Source organism: Mesorhizobium sp. M7A.F.Ca.US.005.03.1.1 (assembly GCF_003997975.1).
Lineage (GTDB): Bacteria > Pseudomonadota > Alphaproteobacteria > Rhizobiales > Rhizobiaceae > Mesorhizobium > Mesorhizobium ciceri.
In genome coordinates this window covers 1-18315 of sequence record NZ_RZRO01000079.1, presented here as the reverse complement: position 1 = coordinate 18315, position 18315 = coordinate 1, and the positions used below count along the sequence as shown (strand labels likewise).

General features: G+C 63.7%; 19 protein-coding genes. 12 read left to right on the top strand and 7 right to left on the bottom strand.

Annotation, left to right across the window (positions count from 1 at the left end; all coding sequences use genetic code 11):
* Nucleotides 1-66 precede the first annotated feature (66 nt).
* The gene (locus EN990_RS26035) at nucleotides 67-552 is read right to left on the bottom strand and encodes a hypothetical protein (RefSeq protein ID WP_127370974.1); all 486 of its coding nucleotides are present in this window, start codon (nucleotides 550-552) and stop codon (nucleotides 67-69) included.
* 190 nt (nucleotides 553-742) lie between these two features.
* Here EN990_RS26035 and EN990_RS26030 point away from each other — a divergent pair, with 190 nt between their 5' ends.
* From EN990_RS26030 to EN990_RS26020, 3 genes are all read left to right on the top strand, one after another.
* On the top strand, nucleotides 743-1717 hold the full coding sequence (locus EN990_RS26030) for an L-threonylcarbamoyladenylate synthase (protein WP_164766157.1): 975 nt from the start codon (nucleotides 743-745) through the stop codon (nucleotides 1715-1717).
* A gap of 8 nt (nucleotides 1718-1725) precedes the next feature.
* On the top strand, nucleotides 1726-3156 hold the full coding sequence (locus tag EN990_RS26025; protein ID WP_127385283.1) for an FAD-binding oxidoreductase: 1431 nt from the start codon (nucleotides 1726-1728) through the stop codon (nucleotides 3154-3156).
* A gap of 186 nt (nucleotides 3157-3342) precedes the next feature.
* Entirely contained in the window at nucleotides 3343-3909 is a 567-nt protein-coding gene (locus EN990_RS26020) for a DUF6101 family protein (RefSeq protein ID WP_127368712.1), read from the top strand.
* 167 nt (nucleotides 3910-4076) lie between these two features.
* Here EN990_RS26020 and ubiA read toward each other — a convergent pair whose 3' ends face one another.
* Together ubiA and EN990_RS26005 are read right to left on the bottom strand one after the other, a co-directional pair.
* A complete protein-coding gene (gene ubiA, locus EN990_RS26010) occupies nucleotides 4077-5060 on the bottom strand; it encodes a 4-hydroxybenzoate octaprenyltransferase (RefSeq protein WP_064995195.1) in 984 nt (327 codons plus the stop codon).
* A gap of 68 nt (nucleotides 5061-5128) precedes the next feature.
* Entirely contained in the window at nucleotides 5129-6040 is a 912-nt protein-coding gene (locus tag EN990_RS26005) for a LysR family transcriptional regulator (protein ID WP_013532815.1), read from the bottom strand.
* A gap of 89 nt (nucleotides 6041-6129) precedes the next feature.
* Between EN990_RS26005 and EN990_RS26000 the strand changes: the two genes are divergently transcribed.
* Nucleotides 6130-6945: a phytanoyl-CoA dioxygenase family protein gene (locus tag EN990_RS26000; protein WP_027164167.1), complete on the top strand. Its 816-nt coding sequence runs from the start codon at nucleotides 6130-6132 to the stop codon at nucleotides 6943-6945.
* Between the two features lie 278 nt (nucleotides 6946-7223).
* Nucleotides 7224-8501, top strand: coding sequence for a phosphoribosylamine--glycine ligase (gene purD, locus EN990_RS25995; protein ID WP_127368714.1), 1278 nt, complete (start codon nucleotides 7224-7226; stop codon nucleotides 8499-8501).
* Between the two features lie 13 nt (nucleotides 8502-8514).
* Here the strand turns inward: purD and EN990_RS25990 are convergent, their stop codons facing one another.
* Both EN990_RS25990 and EN990_RS25985 read right to left on the bottom strand, forming a co-directional pair.
* Nucleotides 8515-9624 (bottom strand): glycoside hydrolase family 25 protein, encoded by a 1110-nt coding sequence (locus EN990_RS25990; RefSeq protein ID WP_164753913.1) that lies wholly within the window; start codon nucleotides 9622-9624, stop codon nucleotides 8515-8517.
* A 246-nt stretch (nucleotides 9625-9870) separates the two neighbouring features.
* Complete coding sequence (locus EN990_RS25985; protein ID WP_013532811.1) at nucleotides 9871-10089, bottom strand: hypothetical protein; 219 nt, start codon at nucleotides 10087-10089, stop codon at nucleotides 9871-9873.
* A gap of 214 nt (nucleotides 10090-10303) precedes the next feature.
* On the opposite strand from EN990_RS25985, the gene EN990_RS25980 reads away from it, so the two are divergent.
* Together EN990_RS25980 and EN990_RS25975 are read left to right on the top strand one after the other, a co-directional pair.
* Complete coding sequence (locus EN990_RS25980; protein WP_127368716.1) at nucleotides 10304-12073, top strand: acyl-CoA dehydrogenase; 1770 nt, start codon at nucleotides 10304-10306, stop codon at nucleotides 12071-12073.
* A 19-nt stretch (nucleotides 12074-12092) separates the two neighbouring features.
* Nucleotides 12093-12845: a crotonase/enoyl-CoA hydratase family protein gene (locus tag EN990_RS25975; protein ID WP_127385665.1), complete on the top strand. Its 753-nt coding sequence runs from the start codon at nucleotides 12093-12095 to the stop codon at nucleotides 12843-12845.
* A gap of 9 nt (nucleotides 12846-12854) precedes the next feature.
* Here EN990_RS25975 and pdxH read toward each other — a convergent pair whose 3' ends face one another.
* On the bottom strand, nucleotides 12855-13472 hold the full coding sequence (gene pdxH, locus EN990_RS25970) for a pyridoxamine 5'-phosphate oxidase (RefSeq protein WP_013532806.1): 618 nt from the start codon (nucleotides 13470-13472) through the stop codon (nucleotides 12855-12857).
* Between the two features lie 72 nt (nucleotides 13473-13544).
* Here pdxH and EN990_RS25965 point away from each other — a divergent pair, with 72 nt between their 5' ends.
* The 4 genes from EN990_RS25965 (at nucleotide 13545) to EN990_RS25950 (ending at nucleotide 16596) form a co-directional block, all read left to right on the top strand.
* Nucleotides 13545-14006, top strand: coding sequence for an RT0821/Lpp0805 family surface protein (locus tag EN990_RS25965; protein ID WP_013532805.1), 462 nt, complete (start codon nucleotides 13545-13547; stop codon nucleotides 14004-14006).
* A 100-nt stretch (nucleotides 14007-14106) separates the two neighbouring features.
* Nucleotides 14107-15036 carry a J domain-containing protein gene (locus tag EN990_RS25960; protein ID WP_127388421.1) on the top strand — a complete coding sequence of 310 codons (930 nt, stop codon included), beginning with the start codon at nucleotides 14107-14109 and terminating at the stop codon, nucleotides 15034-15036.
* Nucleotides 15037-15142: 106 nt separating this feature from the next.
* Nucleotides 15143-15961 (top strand): enoyl-ACP reductase FabI, encoded by an 819-nt coding sequence (gene fabI / locus EN990_RS25955; protein ID WP_013532803.1) that lies wholly within the window; start codon nucleotides 15143-15145, stop codon nucleotides 15959-15961.
* A 47-nt stretch (nucleotides 15962-16008) separates the two neighbouring features.
* The gene (locus tag EN990_RS25950; protein WP_013532802.1) at nucleotides 16009-16596 is read left to right on the top strand and encodes a histidine phosphatase family protein; all 588 of its coding nucleotides are present in this window, start codon (nucleotides 16009-16011) and stop codon (nucleotides 16594-16596) included.
* Between the two features lie 169 nt (nucleotides 16597-16765).
* Here EN990_RS25950 and EN990_RS25945 read toward each other — a convergent pair whose 3' ends face one another.
* Nucleotides 16766-17026, bottom strand: a complete 261-nt coding sequence (locus EN990_RS25945) for a DUF1344 domain-containing protein (RefSeq protein ID WP_013532801.1) — start codon at nucleotides 17024-17026, stop codon at nucleotides 16766-16768.
* 178 nt (nucleotides 17027-17204) lie between these two features.
* On the opposite strand from EN990_RS25945, the gene aroC reads away from it, so the two are divergent.
* Nucleotides 17205-18314, top strand: a complete 1110-nt coding sequence (gene aroC / locus EN990_RS25940) for a chorismate synthase (RefSeq protein ID WP_127388420.1) — start codon at nucleotides 17205-17207, stop codon at nucleotides 18312-18314.
* Nucleotide 18315 lies beyond the last annotated feature (1 nt).

The following is an 18315-nucleotide window of genomic DNA, read 5'->3' as shown; positions in this document are numbered from 1 at the left end:
ATCGTGCGCCGGGCGCCAGATCGCCGTCAAGTCACGCCTTCGATGTCGGCTGTCTTTGAGGCGGGGCTACTTGGTGTAGCCGTTGGGAGGCATGCGCTGCCCTGCTGCCGGGGCCGGAGCGCTCGGCGGGGCGGGTTGGTTCTCGGCGTTTCCTGAGGGGGCAGCGGAAGCGGTGGCCGTTGCCGGCGCGGTGCCAGCGGCCGGCGCGGCACCGGTCGCTGGTGCAGCGGTTGGCGCGGGTGCCGGGAAATCGGGACCGGTAACGCCGCCACGGATGACCATCGGGCCTGGCTGGAAGCCGTGTCCGGTCGCGGGCTTGTCCGGGATCGCCGCTACCTTTTCATCGGTGACGTCGGGCGGCGCTTCCCCTACTGCCATCACCGACCGCGCATCGCTGGTGTTGACCGCATCGACGGTTCCAGGCTGGTTGGGAGCGCCGATCCTGACGATCGACGGTGTGGAGGATGGCGTGCCTGGAAAAACCAGGGATGATGCCTGGGCTTCGCCGGCCGCAACAGCAAGAATGATACCCAGCAGGATACGCGCAGACACCGATATCGCCCCTTTGCCCAGAAGCTGTTCGATAGCAGGCCGGAATTGATGCCGGCTTTCGTGGAAACATAGCATTTTAGGGATTGATAAATCGCCAATGCTCCTGCTCGCCAACAAACGGTTACCCAACAGCCGACTTGCCCAATGGCCGCCATCGTACTACGCACCCCGCATCTGTGAGGTGACGAGAGTGGCTGAAATACTTGGCTCGGGCGAGGCGCTGGAGCGGGCGCTGGCGCTGCTCAGGGAGGGCGATGTCGTCGCCATCCCGACGGAAACCGTCTACGGGCTGGCCGGCGACGCGACCAACGGCATCGGCGTCGCGCGCATCTTCGAAGCCAAGGGGCGGCCGCGCTTCAACCCGCTGATCGCCCATGTCGCCGACATGGCGATGGCCGAGCGCCTCGCGCTGTTCGATCCGCTGTCGAAGAAACTCGCGCGCGCGTTCTGGCCCGGTCCGCTGACGCTGGTGCTGCCGCAACGGCCCGGCAACGGCATCCATCCGCTGGTCACCGCCGGGCTCGATACAATCGCCTTGCGCATGCCGAGGGGCTTTGGCGGCGATCTGATCGCCAGGCTCGGCCGCCCGCTTGCCGCGCCCAGCGCCAATTCATCCGGCAGGATCAGCGCAACGACCGCGCAAGCGGTGGCAGCCGATCTCGGTGCGCGGATAAAGCTGGTGGTCGATGGCGGCGCGACCCCGGTCGGGCTGGAATCGACGATTCTCAAGGCCGAGGGGGAAAGAATGCGGCTGCTGAGGCCCGGCGGCATCGCCGCCGAGGAGATCGAGGCGGCCATCGGCATAGAATTGTTGCGCGGCGGCACCGCCAGTATCGAGGCGCCGGGCATGCTTGCCTCGCACTATGCGCCAGGTGCCGCGATGCGGCTCAATGCCGGCACGGTCGGCGAGGGCGAGGCTTTGCTCGGCTTCGGCAGCCAACGGGCGGACGGCTGGCGCCGCGCCGAAGCCTTCCTCAATTTGTCCGAAACCGGGGACCTGCGCGAAGCGGCGAGCAATCTGTTCGCCTATATGCAGGCACTCGACCGCAGCGGCGCGCGCACCATCGCCGTCGAGCCTATTCCCTGCGACGGGCTCGGCGAAGCGATCAACGATCGGCTGTCGCGTGCAGCCGCCCCTCGTGACATCACGCAACCCGCAACATAGTTTCCCCCATGATCGAAATCACAAAGACACTCGATCCCGCCCTCATCGATCGCTTCACGGCGATCGTCGGCGACAAATATGCACTGCGTGATCAGCAGGACATCGCGCCCTACCTCATTGAGCGACGTGGGCTTTGGCACGGCGCGACGTCGCTGGTGCTGCGGCCGGGCAGCGTCGACGAGGTCAGCCGGATCATGCGGCTGGCGACCGAGACGGGAACGCCGATCGTGCCGCAAAGCGGCAACACCGGGCTGGTCGGCGCGCAGGTGCCGGACAGGTCCGGGCGCGAAATCGTCCTGTCGCTGTCGCGGCTGAACCGCATCCGCGAGATCGATGTGCAGTCCAACACCGTAACAGTAGAAGCCGGTGTCATCCTGCAGACGCTGCAGGAGGCAGCCGACGCCGCCGACCGGCTGTTCCCGCTGTCGCTGGCCGCGCAAGGCTCCTGCCAGATCGGGGGCAATCTTTCCTCCAATGCCGGCGGCACCGGCGTGCTTGCCTACGGCAATGCGCGTGAACTTTGCCTCGGTGTCGAGGTGGTGCTGCCGACCGGCGAGGTGTTCGACGACCTGCGCAAGCTGAAGAAGGACAACACCGGCTACGATCTGAAAAACCTGTTCGTCGGGGCCGAAGGCACGCTCGGCGTCATCACCGCCGCCGTGCTGAAACTGTTCCCGAAACCGAAGGGGCGCGAAGTCGCCTTCGTCGGCCTGTCGTCGCCCGAGGCGGCACTTTCGCTGTTCGGCCTGGCCATGGACCGTGCCGGGGCAGCACTCACCGCTTTCGAACTGATCGGCAGGCGGCCATATGATTTCACCCTGGCGCATGCCCAGGGTGTGGTGCGGCCGCTGATCGAGGACTGGCCGTGGTACGTGCTGATGCAGATTTCATCAGGCCGTTCGTCGGAAGATTCGAGAGCGTTGATCGAGGATGTGCTGTCGGCTGGCCTCGAACAGGAATTCGTCGGCGACGCCGTCATTGCCGCGAGTCTCGCGCAGGGCGATGCCTTCTGGAATTTCCGTGAGTTGCTGCCCGAGGCGCAGAAACCGGAGGGCGCCTCGATCAAGCACGACATTTCGGTGCCTATTGCCTCGATCCCGCGTTTCATCGAAGAAGCCGCCGGCGCGGTGGCGTCGGTGAGCGCCGGCGCGCGCGTGGTCTGCTTCGGCCATATGGGCGACGGCAATCTCCACTACAACATTTCCCGGCCCGTCGACGGCGACGATGAGGCGTTCCTCGCTCTCTATCACCCCATGAACAAGGCGGTGCACGATGTGGTGCGCAGCCTGCACGGTTCGATCTCGGCCGAGCATGGCATCGGCCAGTTGAAGCGCGACGAGCTGATCGCCACCGCGCCGCCGATGGCGATCGATCTGATGCGAAGGGTGAAGGCCGCTTTCGATCCGGCCGGCATCATGAATCCGGGTAAGGTTATCTGATCCTTTCGACATCTTGTGGCTGGTGGGATTCCGATAACCATCCCTGAGATCAGCAAAATTTAACCGACTTTCTTAAGCGGGGCGGTAAGGAGCCCGCGCTACTGTCTCCATACAAACGAGGCTGGAAAAACCGGCCCGGAGAGAACCGGACACCGGCTCTCAGGAGACAGACAGGAAGGCCACTCTATGAACACCGGACTGAAGCCAGTCTGGGCGGGACGCAACATGCGTCTCGACCCATTCCGCCTGCCGCAAGTGGTGAGCTACGCGACTCGCGACGACTACGGCGATGTAACCTTCACCATCGACCAGCGCGGCGCCGTGATCCGCCGCTTGCTCGAGATGAGCGGCCTGCCCGCGATCATCGTTCTGCCCTCCAATGCGTTCCGCGGCGTTGCCGCCCGCGCCATGGAGGATCCGGACGGCAATGTCACGGTGACCCTGGAACTCCTGCACAACGACCCGATGCTGTCGGTGCCGCTGCTGGTGGCCGACGATCTCGACGATGTCGCCGCCGACTGGCGCGCCTGGGCCGACGCTTACCGCCTGCCGATGCTGCTCATCGAATCGGACGGCGTTGCCCGCACCCTGGAAGAATCACTCGGCGCCGCCATCAAGACGCTGCCGCCGCAGGATCGGCGCAAGGGGCGGATTTCGAACACGCGCCGCCCGCGTTTCCTCGCTCGCCGCAGAGCTGGCGACCTCGGTCTCAGGCTGGTCATCGACGGCCAGGAGATTATTTCGCGGGAGTAGGAAGGTTCTTCCTTCTCCCCCTGTGGGAGAAGGTGGCCGAGCGAAGCTCGGTCGGATGAGGGGTGTTCCAGCTTGGCAATGCCGGCGTTCCGTCACGCACCCCTCAACCGTCTTGGCGCTGCGCGCCAATCCACCTTCTCCCACAAGGGGAGAAGGAAGAAGCGCCGCTAAACCAGCGGCTTCAGAGCCACCCACACAGCGCCGCCGATCAGGCCGAGGAAGATCAGCCAGCCGACCTGGTTGTTCGACCTGAACAGGCGCAGGCATTGGTCCGGATTGTCGATGTCCAACACGGCGATCTGCCGCGCCATATGAGCGCCGGCGGCGATCAGCCCGGCCAGCGCCACCACCGGCGCCTGCGCCGACGCGAAGGCGATGGCGAAGCAGATCAGCGCGCCGCCATAAAGTCCGGCCAGCCAGGCCTTGGTGTTGTCGCCGAACAGGCGTGCCGTCGAGCGCACGCCGACAATGGCGTCATCTTCCTTGTCCTGGTGCGCGTAGATCGTGTCGTAGCCGATCACCCACAGGATCGAGCCGATATAGAGCATGACAGCAGGCCCATCGAGATCGCCGAACTCGACCGCCCATCCCATCAGCGCGCCCCAGGAAAACGCAAGGCCGAGCACCAGTTGCGGCCAGTTGGTTATCCGCTTCATGAACGGATATATGGCGATGACCGCCAGTGAGCAGATGCCGAGCAGGACGGCAAAGCTGTTGAACTGGATGAGCACGACGAGGCCGACCAGGGCCTGCAGGACGAGAAACAGCCATGCCCGCCGGCGCGTCGCCTTGCCTGACGGCAGCGGTCGCGAGCGCGTGCGCTCCACCTGGTTGTCGATGTCCTCGTCGACGAGGTCGTTGTAGGTGCAGCCGGCGCCGCGCATGGCGATGGCCCCGACCAGGAAAAGCACGAGATACAAAGGCGCCGGCAGCAGTGAGAGCAGCGGGTCGCCGGGACGCGGATAGGCGCTTGCCGCCAAGGCCGCCGACCACCAGCACGGCCACAGCAGCAGTTGCCAGCCTATCGGCCTGTCCCACCGCGCAAGCTGCGCATAGGGCCATATCGAGCGCGGCAGCACGCGGTAGACCCAATGGCCGTTCGGCGCATCGGCGACACGGCCCTGGGCCGCTTTCGACTGGATGGTTTCCATGCCCATGGAGTGGCAGCAGCGGCGGAAACCGTCAAGCGGCAAGCGGAGACGCGGCGCCCGTCAGCCTTTCACGAGGCAAAGATGTCGCGGGTGGCGAACCAGTCCTTGGCCACCTCGACGAAGGCCAGCGCTGCATTCGACACACGCTGATGCGTGTCATAGGTAAGCAGGATCCGCTGCATGGGCAGCGGATCCGACAGCGGCTTGCAGATGAGCGGCAGCCCGTCATAGCTGCGGTCGCCATGCGGGCGGGTGTAGCTGACCGCAACGCCGAAGCCGTTGGCGACCATGCTCCGTTGCAGTTCGAACGAGCTTGTCGTCATGTCGGCCACAGGCGAAAGGCCGCGGCTGCGGAACAGGTCGAGCATATGCTGCCAGCTGTGCGGCTGGTCGGTGGTGATCAGCGGATAGGCGGCCAGATCGGCAAGGCTGACCGACGGGCGATCCGCCAGGGCATGGCCTGCCGGCAACAGCGCGTGCGGGCGAAGTTCACGCAGCAGGATGCGGGCGAAATGCGTCGGCAGGCTGAGATCATAAGTCAGGCCGAGATCGATGGCCGCGTCACCCAGCCGTCGACCCAGCGTCTCGAACGTCTCGTCGCGAACGACGATCTTGACGGCCGGATAGCGTTCGGAGAAGGCGCGGATCAAAGCCGGCGCGAAGAAAGGCGCCAGATCCTCGAAGCATCCCAACACCAACTCGCCGCTGACAGCCGATTTGCTTGAACCCAGGCCGATGAGTTCCTCCGTTTCGGTGAGAACCTGCCTTGCCTTGGCCACGACGGCGCGGCCGAACGATGTCGGCGACACGCCGCTTCCCCGCTGGCGGACGAACAGTTTCTGGCCGAAATTCTTTTCGACCGCGTCGATGGCCACCGAGATCGACGGCTGAGAGACGTTCAGCATCTTTGCCGCGCCGGTGACGCTGCCGTGACGCGCCACGGCAACCAGATAGCGTAGCTGCGTGAGAGTCACACTCATAGAGGCACTCTATATGTCAGATCGAAAGTTATTATTTTACCGAATGAATAGATATTGCGATAGTGGCTTTATTCCAAGAGGAGAACGCCATGGCTTCCCGGACTGCCACCCTCGACGCCACCAGGATCGGCGCGTCCACGATTGCCGACTATCAGCGTGACGGCGCTGTTTGCATTCGCGGCGCCTTCAAGGGCTGGGTCGACACGATTGCCGCAGGCATCGAACGCAACATGCAGAACCGCAGCGCCACCGCATCCGACATAGCCAACGGTCGCGGTAGTTTCTTCGATGACTACTGCAACTGGGAGCGCATCCCCGAATTCGTCAGCCTGGTACGGGACTCACCCGCCGCCGAACTTGCGGCGGCGGTGATGCAATCGCGCACCGCGCAGTTCTTCCATGATCATGTGCTGGTGAAGGAACCCGGCACGCAGAAGCCGACGCCCTGGCATCAGGACATCCCCTACTATTTCGTCGATGGCCAACAGACGGTGAGCTTCTGGATACCCATCGACCCGGTGAAGGAGGCGACGCTGCGGCTGATCGCCGGCTCGCACAAATGGGACAAGATGATCCTGCCGGTGCGCTGGCTCGACGATAGCAATTTCTATGCCGGCGAGGGCGACTATCTGCCGGTGCCGGATCCCGACAAGGACCCTTCGATGAAGGTGCTCGAATGGGAAATGGAGCCGGGCGACGCCATCCTGTTCGACTTCAGGACCGCGCATGGCGCGCGTGGCAATATGACCGCGGCGCGGCGCCGGGCGCTGTCGCTGCGCTGGGTCGGTGACGATGCGCGCTATGTCGAGCGGCCGGGCCGTACCTCGCCGCCCTATTACGGCCATGGCATGCAGCCGGGCGAGAGGCTGCGCGAGGACTGGTTTCCGGTGGTTTTCTCCGCCTAGCGAATCGCCAGAAAATTGGCGGCGGGGATAACGTTCCCGTGCGCAATTGCGATCTAAACACCCTGATGCCTTGACCCGTCGCCCGGAGAGCAATAGCGGGTCTCCAAGAGACTGTTTCGAAATTCGCTCTGGCGAGTCATATGGTGGTGGTTTCGAGAACCGTAGCGGAGCGGACATTTGGTCCGTGAGCTCAGTTCTACTGCACGCAGTAGAACGGGAAGCGCAGAAAACGCCATCAGATGGCCGCCAGAGCAGAATTTCGGCATCAAGAGGTGGCCATGAACGTTCTTCTTCTGGGCTCCGGCGGCCGCGAACATGCGCTCGCCTGGAAGATCGCCGCGTCGCCGCTGCTGACGAAGCTTTATGCCGCCCCCGGCAATCCGGGCATTGGCGGCGAGGCCGAACTGGTCAAGCTCGACATCGCCGATCACGCCGCGGTCACCGCATTCTGCCGGGAGAAAAAAATCGACCTCGTCGTGGTCGGTCCGGAAGGCCCGCTGGTCGCCGGCATTGCCGACGATCTGCGCGCCGAAAATATCCGCGTCTTCGGTCCCTCCAAGGCAGCGGCACGGCTGGAAGGCTCGAAAGGTTTCACCAAGGACCTCTGCGCCCGCTACAACATCCCCACCGCCGCCTATGGCCGTTTCAGTGACCTGGCCTCGGCCAAAGCCTATGTCGAAAAGACCGGGGCGCCGATCGTCATCAAGGCCGACGGGCTCGCTGCCGGCAAGGGCGTCACCGTCGCCATGACGCTCAGTGAAGCACAGGCAGCACTCGATGCCTGCTTCGATGGTTCCTTCGGCGCCGCCGGCGCGGAAGTTGTGGTCGAGGAATTCATGACCGGCGAGGAGGCGAGCTTCTTCTGCCTCTGCGACGGTACCACCGCACTGCCCTTCGGCACCGCGCAGGATCACAAGCGCGTCGGCGACGGCGACACCGGTCCGAACACTGGCGGCATGGGGGCCTATTCGCCGGCACCGGTGATGACGCCGGAACTGGTCGAGCGCACCATGCGTGAGATCATCGAGCCGACCATGCGCGGCATGGCCGAACTGGGCGCGCCTTTTTCCGGCGTGCTGTTTGCCGGGCTGATGATCACCGACAAAGGGCCAAGACTGATCGAATACAACACCCGCTTCGGCGATCCGGAATGCCAGGTGCTGATGATGCGGCTGAAGGACGATCTGCTGGTTCTGCTCAATGCGGCAGTTGATGGCCAACTTGCCCACACCTCGGTGCGCTGGCGCGACGAGGCGGCACTGACCGTCGTGATGGCGGCGAGAGGCTATCCCGGCACGCCGGAAAAGGGCTCGGTCATCCGCGGCGTCGAAGACGCGGCAAGCGACGGCGTCCAGGTGTTCCATGCCGGCACCGCCATCAATGGCGGCGCGCTGGTTGCCAATGGCGGCCGCGTCCTCAACGTGACGGCATCAGGCGCCACGGTCGGCGAGGCGCAGAAACGAGCCTATGCCGCGCTCGACCGCATCGACTGGCCGGACGGTTTCTGCCGCCGCGATATCGGCTGGCAGGCGGTGGCGCGCGAACAGGGAAACTGAAGTCCGCGTTGGCTTACCGCTGGCCGCGATCGAGTTCGGTGGAAGCGGTGCTGAGCGGATCGGCAGCGGCAAAGGCAGCGTCGAGTTGTGCGGGCGAACGCCGCTCGGTCCGCTTCCAGGCGACATATTGTACAATGCCGAAACTCAGTCTCCGGGGCACCGTCTTCACGACCGGCATGCGGAAGCCGTCGCGGAAACGGGACCAGCGTGTCCCCAACGCTGCGACCATGTCCTCGAAAGTCGGCGGCGCGGCCACAGACGCATAGGTGATGGTGACATTGCCGGCGAGGCCGGCCTCGCGTGAAACCGGTAGCGGTATGGAGGCGAGATAGTCCGGCGGCACGTCGATAAGCCCGCCGAACGGCCATTGCGCGCGCAGCGTTGCGGCGTCTGTCGGCGCGACATTGACGTCTATGTCGTTAGGCGTGCCGGCAACCCTGTAAGGGCAGCGGAAACGGCCGCAATTAGCTTGCGCCGAAAACTGCCACAGTGCGTAGCCTTGCCAGTTGCCCATCGGAAAATGCACGTCGATGTCGTTGGTGTAGCGGGCATACCAGAGCGGTAGCCGCGACAGGAGCCGGTATCGGTAGCTGTTGTCGGCAATGTACTGGGCGGTCTTGCCGTTGGTGTACAGCACCGGGAAACGGCCGATGCGCCGATGCACCTGGCGCACGAACTCCTCGGCGTCGTCGAGCGACATCCATTGCGAGGGATCATTGCCCTCAATGTCGAGAGCCATGAGATCGTCCGGCGCAGGCTCGGCGAAATCGAGGAAATTGTTGGCCTGCTCGACCGGATTGCCGGGGCGGGCAAGGTGATAGGCGCCCCATTTCAGGCCGAGTGCCTTGGCCACCACCCGGCGCGTCTGGAACAGTTCGCGCGTCACCGCATGGCGTTTCCACAGCGCCTTGCAAAGCTTCACCTCAATGTCGTTGCCCAGGCAGAAATAGGGCGGCGGCATGCCGTCGGAGGCCTTGTTGATGAAGCCGACGACCCGCTTGTCGGTGGCGAGTTGGGCCCAATCGATGGAATTGTATTCGTAGGCATCGACCACCAAACCGCGGTCGGCGTTCTTCCAGGGCTCGGAAAAATCCGAAGCCTTTGCCGCCGTGGACAGCGCCATCGTCGCCGCCAAGGCGAGAAGCGCCAGCGCATGTCGGCCAAAAGTGTGCAGCGGTTTTGGGGCAACGACATGCGGAGGAAACAATGGCTTGAAGGGCGTCGGCACGACACTCTTCAAGCGGCGAAGGAGACGCGCCGTCCTTTTCAAAACAGGGAATCCCCGTTGATCAAAGACAAATCCTGAACGGCTATGGTTAAGGAAGTACTTTCGGGGCTGACTTCAGAAAAGCTGGCGACGCATCAGCTGCTAGAATTCAAACGGGTCCGGAGCCGGCTCTTGCCGCAGCGTGCCCTCGGCGGCGCGTTTGCGGTGGTGGGCGAGTGAGCATTGCGGCGAGCATAATATGCCGCGATCCGACCAGTAGGCGGCCCCGTGGTCCAGTCTGCCGCCATGGTAGCAGAACCCCTCCGCTCGATAGGGCAGGCCGCATTCGATGCAGCGATAGGCGTCGGGTCTGGCAAGCATGGGCGGTTCCGGTTGGCTGGTTCTGATCCGTCGCCGGTCGACTTGATCCGGCATGGATTGAACTTAATACGCGCCGCCGCGATTGCAAAATCCGCGTGACAAAATTTGACGTTTACGTAAAAAGAAGATGGGAGACCGCTGATACGGCGGGTGGTTTTGCAGCGGCACCGGCTCTAGGGTTGGGCGGGCCGATGCATCAGGAGGAGTGAGCGGCATGTATAGGGCACCGGTCGAGGATATCGCCTTCACGCTCAAGCATGTCGCCGGCATGAAATCGGCGCTCGATGCCGGCAGGTTCGGCGATCTCGGCGATGACCTGGTCGATGCCGTTCTTGGCGAGGCCGGCCGCTTCGCCACTGAAGAGGTCGCACCGCTCTACACGATCGGCGATCGGCAAGGTGCCGTGCTGAAGGACGCTGCCGTCACCACACCACCCGGCTGGAAGGAACTCTATCGCCGCTGGATCGATGGCGGCTGGAACGCGCTCTCCGGGCCTGAGGAATATGGCGGCCAGGCGCTGCCGACCATGCTTGGCGTTGCCGCGCTCGAAATGTGGAACTCCGCCGCCATGGCCTTCGGCATCGGCCCGACGCTGACCATGGGTGCTGTCGAAGCGCTCGACAAACACGCCTCCACAGACCTCAAGGCAAAGTATCTCGAAAAGCTCGTCTCCGGCGAGTGGATGGGCACGATGAACCTGACCGAGCCGCAAGCCGGTTCGGACCTCGCCGCCTTGCGCGCCCGCGCGGAGCCGGTGGGTGACGGCAGCTACCGCATCTTCGGCCAGAAAATCTTCATCACCTATGGCGAGCACGACTTCACCGACAACATCATCCATCTGGTGCTGGCGCGGCTGCCCGATGCGCCGGCCGGCACGCGCGGCGTATCGCTGTTCCTGGTGCCGAAATTCCTGGTCGGCGACGATGGCGCGCTCGGCGCGCGCAACGATGTCTTCTGTTCCGGACTTGAACACAAGCTCGGCATCCATGCCTCGCCGACCTGCACCATGATCTATGGCGATGGTTTCCAGGGCGCCAAGCCCGGCGCCGTCGGCTGGCTGATCGGCGAGGAGAACAAGGGCCTCGCCTGCATGTTCACGATGATGAACAATGCGCGGCTTTGTGTCGGCATGCAGGGGGTAGCGGTCGCGGAAGCCGCAACGCAGAAGGCGATCGCCTATGCCAATGAACGCCGGCAGGGCAAGGCCGCGAGCTACACTGGCACGGGTATGGCGCCTATCGTCCATCACCCCGATGTCCAGCGTAACCTGCTGACCATGAAGGCGCTGACCCAGACCGCGCGCGCCATCAGCTATTCCTGTGCCCACGCCATCGACATGGCCCGTGTCTCCGCCGGTGACGAGGCGGCCCACTGGCGCGACCGCGCCAATCTGCTGACGCCGCTGGCAAAGGCGTTCTCGACCGATATCGGCGTCGAGGTTGCCTCACTCGGCCTCCAGGTTCATGGCGGCATGGGCTTCATCGAGGAGACGGGAGCGGCCGCCTTCTATCGTGATGCGCGCATCGCCCCGATCTACGAGGGCACCAACGGCATTCAGGCGATCGATCTGGTGATGCGCAAGCTGCCGCTCGGCGGCGGCGACCATGTGCATGGTTATATCGCCGAACTGGCTGATATGGCCGCAGCGGTGCGGACCTCGAACCTGCAGGGTTTCGGCCGCACCGCCGACGCTCTCGACGCGGCACTTGGCGATCTCAGCGAAGCGACCCGCTTCCTGCAGAAACTGGCGGCCGAAGGCCGGGCGGACGAGGCGCTGGCGGGCGCGACGCCCTATCTCAGGCTGATCTCGCTTGCCGCCGGCGGCGCCTATCTGGCGCGCGGCGCTCTTGCCGATCAAGGCCGTATTCCCCTTTGCCGCTTCTTCGCCGAAAACCTGCTCGGCGAGGTCAGCGCTTTGCGGGCGCGCGTCATCGATGGCGCCGAAAGCCTCGCCGCTGCCGGAAAAACGCTGATTTCCGCCTGACGTTCACAAGGAAAGAACCGTGACAGACCATATCCTCGTCGAGCGCCAGGGCGCCATCCAGATCATCCGCATGAACCGGCCGGACAAGAAGAACGCGCTGACGCGCGCCATGTATGCGAAAATGTCAAAAAGTCTGGCCGAAGGCGACGCCGACCCGGAGATCCGCGTCCATGTCTTTCTCGGCGTGCCCGGCGCCTTCTCCTCAGGCAACGACCTTGCCGATTTCATGGTCATCGCCACCGGCGGTGACGGCGGCACCGAAGTCTGGGACTTCCTGATGGCGCTGGCCAGGGTCGAAAAACCCATGGTCTCCGGCGTCGACGGCATCGCGGTCGGCATCGGCACGACGCTCAACCTGCATTGCGACCTGACCTTCGCCACGCCACGCACCGTGTTCAGGACACCTTTCGTCGACCTTGGCCTGGTGCCTGAGGCGGGATCGAGCCTCCTGGCGCCGCGCATCCTCGGGCAGCAAGGCGCTTTCGCGCTGCTCGGCCTCGGCGAGGGCTTTTCGGCTGAACGGGCGAAGGCCGCCGGCCTGATCTACGAGGTGGTCGAGGAAGCAGCACTGGAGGCCTCGGTGCTGGCGGCCGCCGGCCAGATCGCGGCCAAGCCGCCGCAGGCGTTGAAGATCGCGCGCGACCTGATGCGCGGCTCGCGCGACGACCTCGTCGCCCGCATCGGCGAGGAAAGCGAGCATTTTCGCGAGCGCCTGAAGTCCGATGAGGCGCGCGCCGCGCTCACCGCGTTCATGACGAGAAAGAAGGCCTGAGCCTCTTCTTCAGGGATAAAGCCTCGTCTTGTCCCAGGCGCCTTTCGCGTTGCGGCTGAAGACGAGCCGGTCGTGCAGGCGGAACGGCCTGTCGTGCCAGAACTCGATTGTCGTGGGCACGATTCGGAAGCCGGACCAGTGCTTTGGCCGCGGGATCTCGCCGATCGGGTAGCGTGCCGTGTATTCGGCCACTGCCTTCTCCAGCGCAAAGCGGCTTTCCAGCGGCCGCGATTGTTTCGAGGCCCATGCGCCGATGCGGCTGCCGCGCGGCCGTGTCGCATAGTAGGCGTCGGCTTCGGCGTCGCTGACGATCTCCACCGGTCCGCGAATGCGTACCTGGCGGCGCAGTGATTTCCAATGGAAACACATCGCCGCCTTCATGCTGCCAAGAATCTCCTGGCCCTTGGCGCTCTCGAAATTCGTGTAGAAGACAAACCCGCTTTCATCGAACCCCTTGAGCAAAACCATGCGCACATCCGGCATGCCGTCGGTATCGACGGTCGCCAGAGCCACGCCGTTGGGGTCGTTCGGCTCGCTTTTCGTGGCGTCGTCCAGCCATGCGGCAAACAGGCGAAACGGCTCGGCAGCCTCGGTAAAGTCACCGCTTGTTAACTCAGTGTCACTCATAGTTTTTCTCAAATTGTCACGAAGATTCTTACAAAGCCAAGATTCTTAACGAAGCAAGGGGGAGGCTGCCGATTGTCGCTTATCGCGCAAGCTTTTGACAGCAGGCAATGGAGCGTTATCGCTTCGGCCAGCGCGAAAGCCGCGATCGTGGCGGTCGCCTTGCCGCTTGCCGCTTGTGGCGCCGGCGGCTTCAGCCTGGAAAAAGCCGAAGTCGACCGCTCGATCCTGACCAGCAGCACATCGGCCTCGGCCGCGCCGGCCAGTCTGGATCGCGACTCCGACCAGACGACGATCGGCAATGCAGTCTCCTCGGCCGACATCGAGCAGCTCGGCGGGCAGGCCGTCCCATGGGCCAATGCCGGTACCGGCTCGCGCGGTTCCATCACCGATCTGGCGGAATTGAAGGACAACGGCCAGACCTGCCGCCGCTTCAAGGCCTCGCGCGAAAGCTTTGACGGCGTTGCCATGTTCGAAGGCGAACTGTGCCTGGCCAGCGCCGGCGGCTGGCGCATGCAGGACTTCAAGGCGCTCTGATTTTCCGCGTCTGATATGCGGCTCCAGCACTGGAATTTCTTCCTATGGGAGCGCATATAAGAGGCAACCAGAGACTCAACTCTTCTCCAGGGCAGTAAGCATGCGCGACCCCTATGAGGTGCTGGGCGTTGCCAGGAACGCATCGGCCAAAGACATAAAGTCGGCGTACCGGAAACTCGCCAAAAAGCATCATCCGGACCAGAATCCGAATGATCCAAAGGCGAAGGACCGTTTTGCCGCAGCCAACCAGGCCTACGAGATCGTCGGCGACGAAAAGAATCGCGCCGCTTTCGATCGCGGCGAGATCGACGCCGACGGCAAGCCGCGATTCCAGGGCTTTGAGGGCGCTGCCGGTGGCGGCGATCCGTTTGGCGGCTTTCGCCGGCAGCAAGGTCCGGGCGGCTCGCGGTTCGAGTTCCGCTCCGGTCGACCCGGTGGCGATCCGTTCGACGGCAACAGCGACATCTTCAGCCAGATTTTTGGCGACACTTTTTCCGGCGCGCGCGGTCCCGGCATGGGCGATCGCCGCCAGCAGGCGACCGCTGCCGATCTGAACGTGACGCTCGACGTCACCATCGAGGAAGCGGCGACCGCTGAAAAGGTGACGGCGATGTTCCCCGACGGCCGCAAGGTGGCGGTCAAGCTGCCGGCCTATGTCGAGGATGGCCAGACCATCCGCCTCAAGGGTCAAGGCGAGCAGGGGCCGGGCCAGCCAGGCGACGCGCTGGTCAAGATCCATCTGCGCCGGCATCCACGCTACCGCATCGAAGGCCGCGACCTGCACGCCGATCTGCCGGTGATGCTGGCGGATGCCGTGCTCGGCGCCAAGGTGCCTGTCGAGACGCCGACCGGCAGGCTCGCGGTCAACATTCCGGCCTGGTCGAGCTCCGACAAGGTCCTGCGGCTGAAGGGCAGAGGCCTGCCGGAAAAGGCCGGCGGTCACGGCGATCTCTACGCTCATGTGCGTATCATGCTGCCGGAAGGCGGTGATAGCGCACTCGAAGCGCTGTTGCGCAGCCAAAAAGGCTGATCGGCGGCTTTTGTCCCCTGAACTGTCCGTTTTGAGCGCTTGAAGGGGCTCTGTGCCTGTGCGATAGGGCAACCCACAAAGCTGAAATCTTGCGGAGAGCGCTCACATGGCGGGTGGACAGGGCCTAATGGCCGGCAAGCGCGGCCTCATTCTTGGCGTCGCCAACAATAGGTCGATCGCTTATGGCATCGCCAAGGCCTGCGTCGATCATGGCGCCGAGATAGCGCTGACCTATCAGGGCGAGGCGTTCAAGAAGCGTGTCGAGCCGCTGGCGGCGGAACTGGGCGCCTTTGTCGCCGGCCATTGCGACGTCACCGATCCGGCGAGCCTGGATGAGGTTTTCGCCAATGTCGCCAAACATTGGGGCAAGCTTGATTTCCTCGTCCACGCCATTGCCTTCTCCGACAAGGATGAGCTGACTGGCCGCTATGTCGAGACGTCACGCGACAATTTCCTGCGCACAATGGACATTTCGGTCTATTCCTTCACCACCATCGCCAAGCGCGCCGAGGCGCTGATGACCGATGGCGGCTCACTGCTGACGCTGACCTACTACGGCGCCGAAAAGGTGATGCCGCACTACAACGTCATGGGTGTCGCCAAGGCGGCGCTCGAGGCCAGCGTGCGCTACCTGGCGGTCGATCTCGGCGCCAAGAAGATCCGCGTCAACGCCATTTCGGCTGGCCCGATCAAGACCCTTGCCGCTTCCGGCATCGGCGATTTCCGCTACATCCTGAAGTGGAACGAGTACAATTCGCCGCTGAAGCAGACGGTGACGCAGGAGGAAGTCGGCGATTCCGGCGTCTATTTCCTGTCCGATCTGTCGCGCGGCGTCACCGGTGAAGTGCACCACGTCGATTCGGGCTACCACGTCGTCGGCATGAAGGCGGTCGACGCGCCTGATATTTCGACCGTCAAGGACTAACACCCCCGCCAACCGTCGTCCGTCCCGATCCCGCACCGGAAGACCTGATGTACCCGCTGGTTTATATCGCGCGCCACGGCCAGACCGCGTGGAACGCCGAAATGCGGCTTCAGGGGCAGGCTGACACCGATCTCAATGCTCTTGGCCGCGAACAGGCGACCGGCAACGGGCTTCGGCTAGCTGCGTTGGTTCCAGATCCCTGGGAATTCGACTTCGTCGCCAGTCCGATGAAACGGACGCGCGAAACGATGCAGCGTATTCGCGCCGCGATGAAGCTGGATCCGGATGCCTATCGAACCGATCCGCGCCTCGTCGAGGTCAATTTCGGCGATTGGCAGGGATTTACCTTTCCCGAGCTGGAGACGCGGTATCCCGGAGCAAGCGGGACGCGCGCTCTGGACAAGTGGAACTTCCAGCCGCCCGGCGAAGGCGCCGAGAGCTATCAGATGCTGCTCGAACGGGTGAGGCCATGCTTCGACGCGATCGAACGCCAGACGATATGCGTGACCCATGGCGGCGTCATGCGCACCTTGTTTCGTTTCGTTCTGGGATTGGCCGAGGACGAGGCAGCGAACCTGGAAATACCGCAGGATCGCCTGCTCAAGCTCGAAGGCAAGAGTCTGGAGTGGCTTTGATGCATGTCGCCCAAAAGTGGCCCCGGTTTTGGGAGAACGACATACATAAAACAAAGACCTAAAGCGGGTCGCCTGAAATCCGTTCAGACGCGACACGCTCTAGGCCATTTCGCAGGCGGCTCGGCGAAAGCTGAACCGCAAACGCTGCATTCAATTGAGGTTGGAAGCTCTAGTTGGCTGAGCTGTCCGGCAGTTCCATGTCGGTGATGACGTTTTCGCCATTGGTCACATCGTAGGCGATGACGATGTCCATGCCCGGCTTCAGCGCGTCGAGATCGGTCTCTGCGTTCAGCTTGTAGGACTTGCCGTCATCCAGCGTCAGCGTCGCCGTGTCCTTGTCGATCTTCTTGATCAGGCCTTCGGTCTGGCCGGCGAAAGCGGCGGTGGAAAGCAGCAGCGTGGCGGCAACGGCGCTAATCAGGGTACGCATAATCGTTCCTCTTTATCATTGCACCGGCATGGCGGCGGGCTGTTCAACAGCGGATGGAGCAGAGCAGAAACCAACCGAATGTGTCAAAACTAAATCCGCCAGATCACAGTTTGACCCCTGTGAAAAACGCCAATAGAACGCAATCTTCAGCCGGCTCCGATGCCGGGCAGGGTATTTCATGTCTCACAACACGTTCGGCCACCTTTTCCGCGTCACCACCTGGGGCGAAAGCCATGGCCCGTCGCTCGGCTGCGTGGTCGACGGCTGTCCGCCCGGCATCCGCTTTACGCGCGACGAGATCCAGGCCGAACTCGACAAGCGCCGTCCGGGACAGTCACGTTTCGTGACGCAGCGTCGCGAACCAGATGAAGTGAAGGTGCTGTCAGGTTTCATCCTCGACGAGGACGGCGAGACGATGATCACCACCGGCACGCCGGTGTCGATGCTGATCGAGAATGTCGACCAGCGTTCAAAGGATTATGGCGAGATCGCCCGCCAGTACCGGCCCGGCCATGCCGACTACACCTATGACGTCAAATACGGGGTGCGCGATTATCGTGGCGGCGGCCGCTCCTCGGCCCGCGAGACGGCAGCCAGAGTGGCGGCCGGTGCCTTGGCGCGCAAGGTGGTGCCCGGCGTGGTGGTGCGCGGTGCGCTGGTGTCGATGGGCGAGAAATCCATCGATCGCGCCAACTGGAACTGGAATTTCATCGGCGATGCGGAAAATCCGTTCTTCACCCCCGATCCGGCTTCCGTTCCTGTCTTCACGCAGTATCTCGACGGCATCCGCAACGCGGGCTCCTCGGTCGGTGCGGTGATCGAGATCGTCGCCGACGGCGTTCCACCGGGCCTCGGCGCGCCGATCTATGCCAAGCTCGACCAGGACATCGCCTCCGGCCTGATGTCGATCAACGCGGTCAAAGGCGTCGAGATCGGCAACGGCTTCGAGGCCGCCCGCATCACCGGCGAGCAGAATGCCGACGAGATGCGCATCGGCAATGACGGCAAGCCGGTGTTCCTGTCCAACAATGCCGGCGGCATCCTCGGCGGCATCTCGACCGGCCAGGCAATCGTCGCCCGTTTCGCCGTCAAGCCGACCTCGTCGATCCTGACCCCGCGAAAGTCGATCGATAAGGACGGCAAGGACGTCGAGATCATGACCAAGGGCCGCCACGATCCATGCGTCGGCATCCGCGCCGTGCCGATCGGCGAGGCAATGGTTGCCTGTGCGATCGCCGATCATTATCTGCGGCATCGGGGACAGACGGGGAGGGGAATAGGGGAATAGG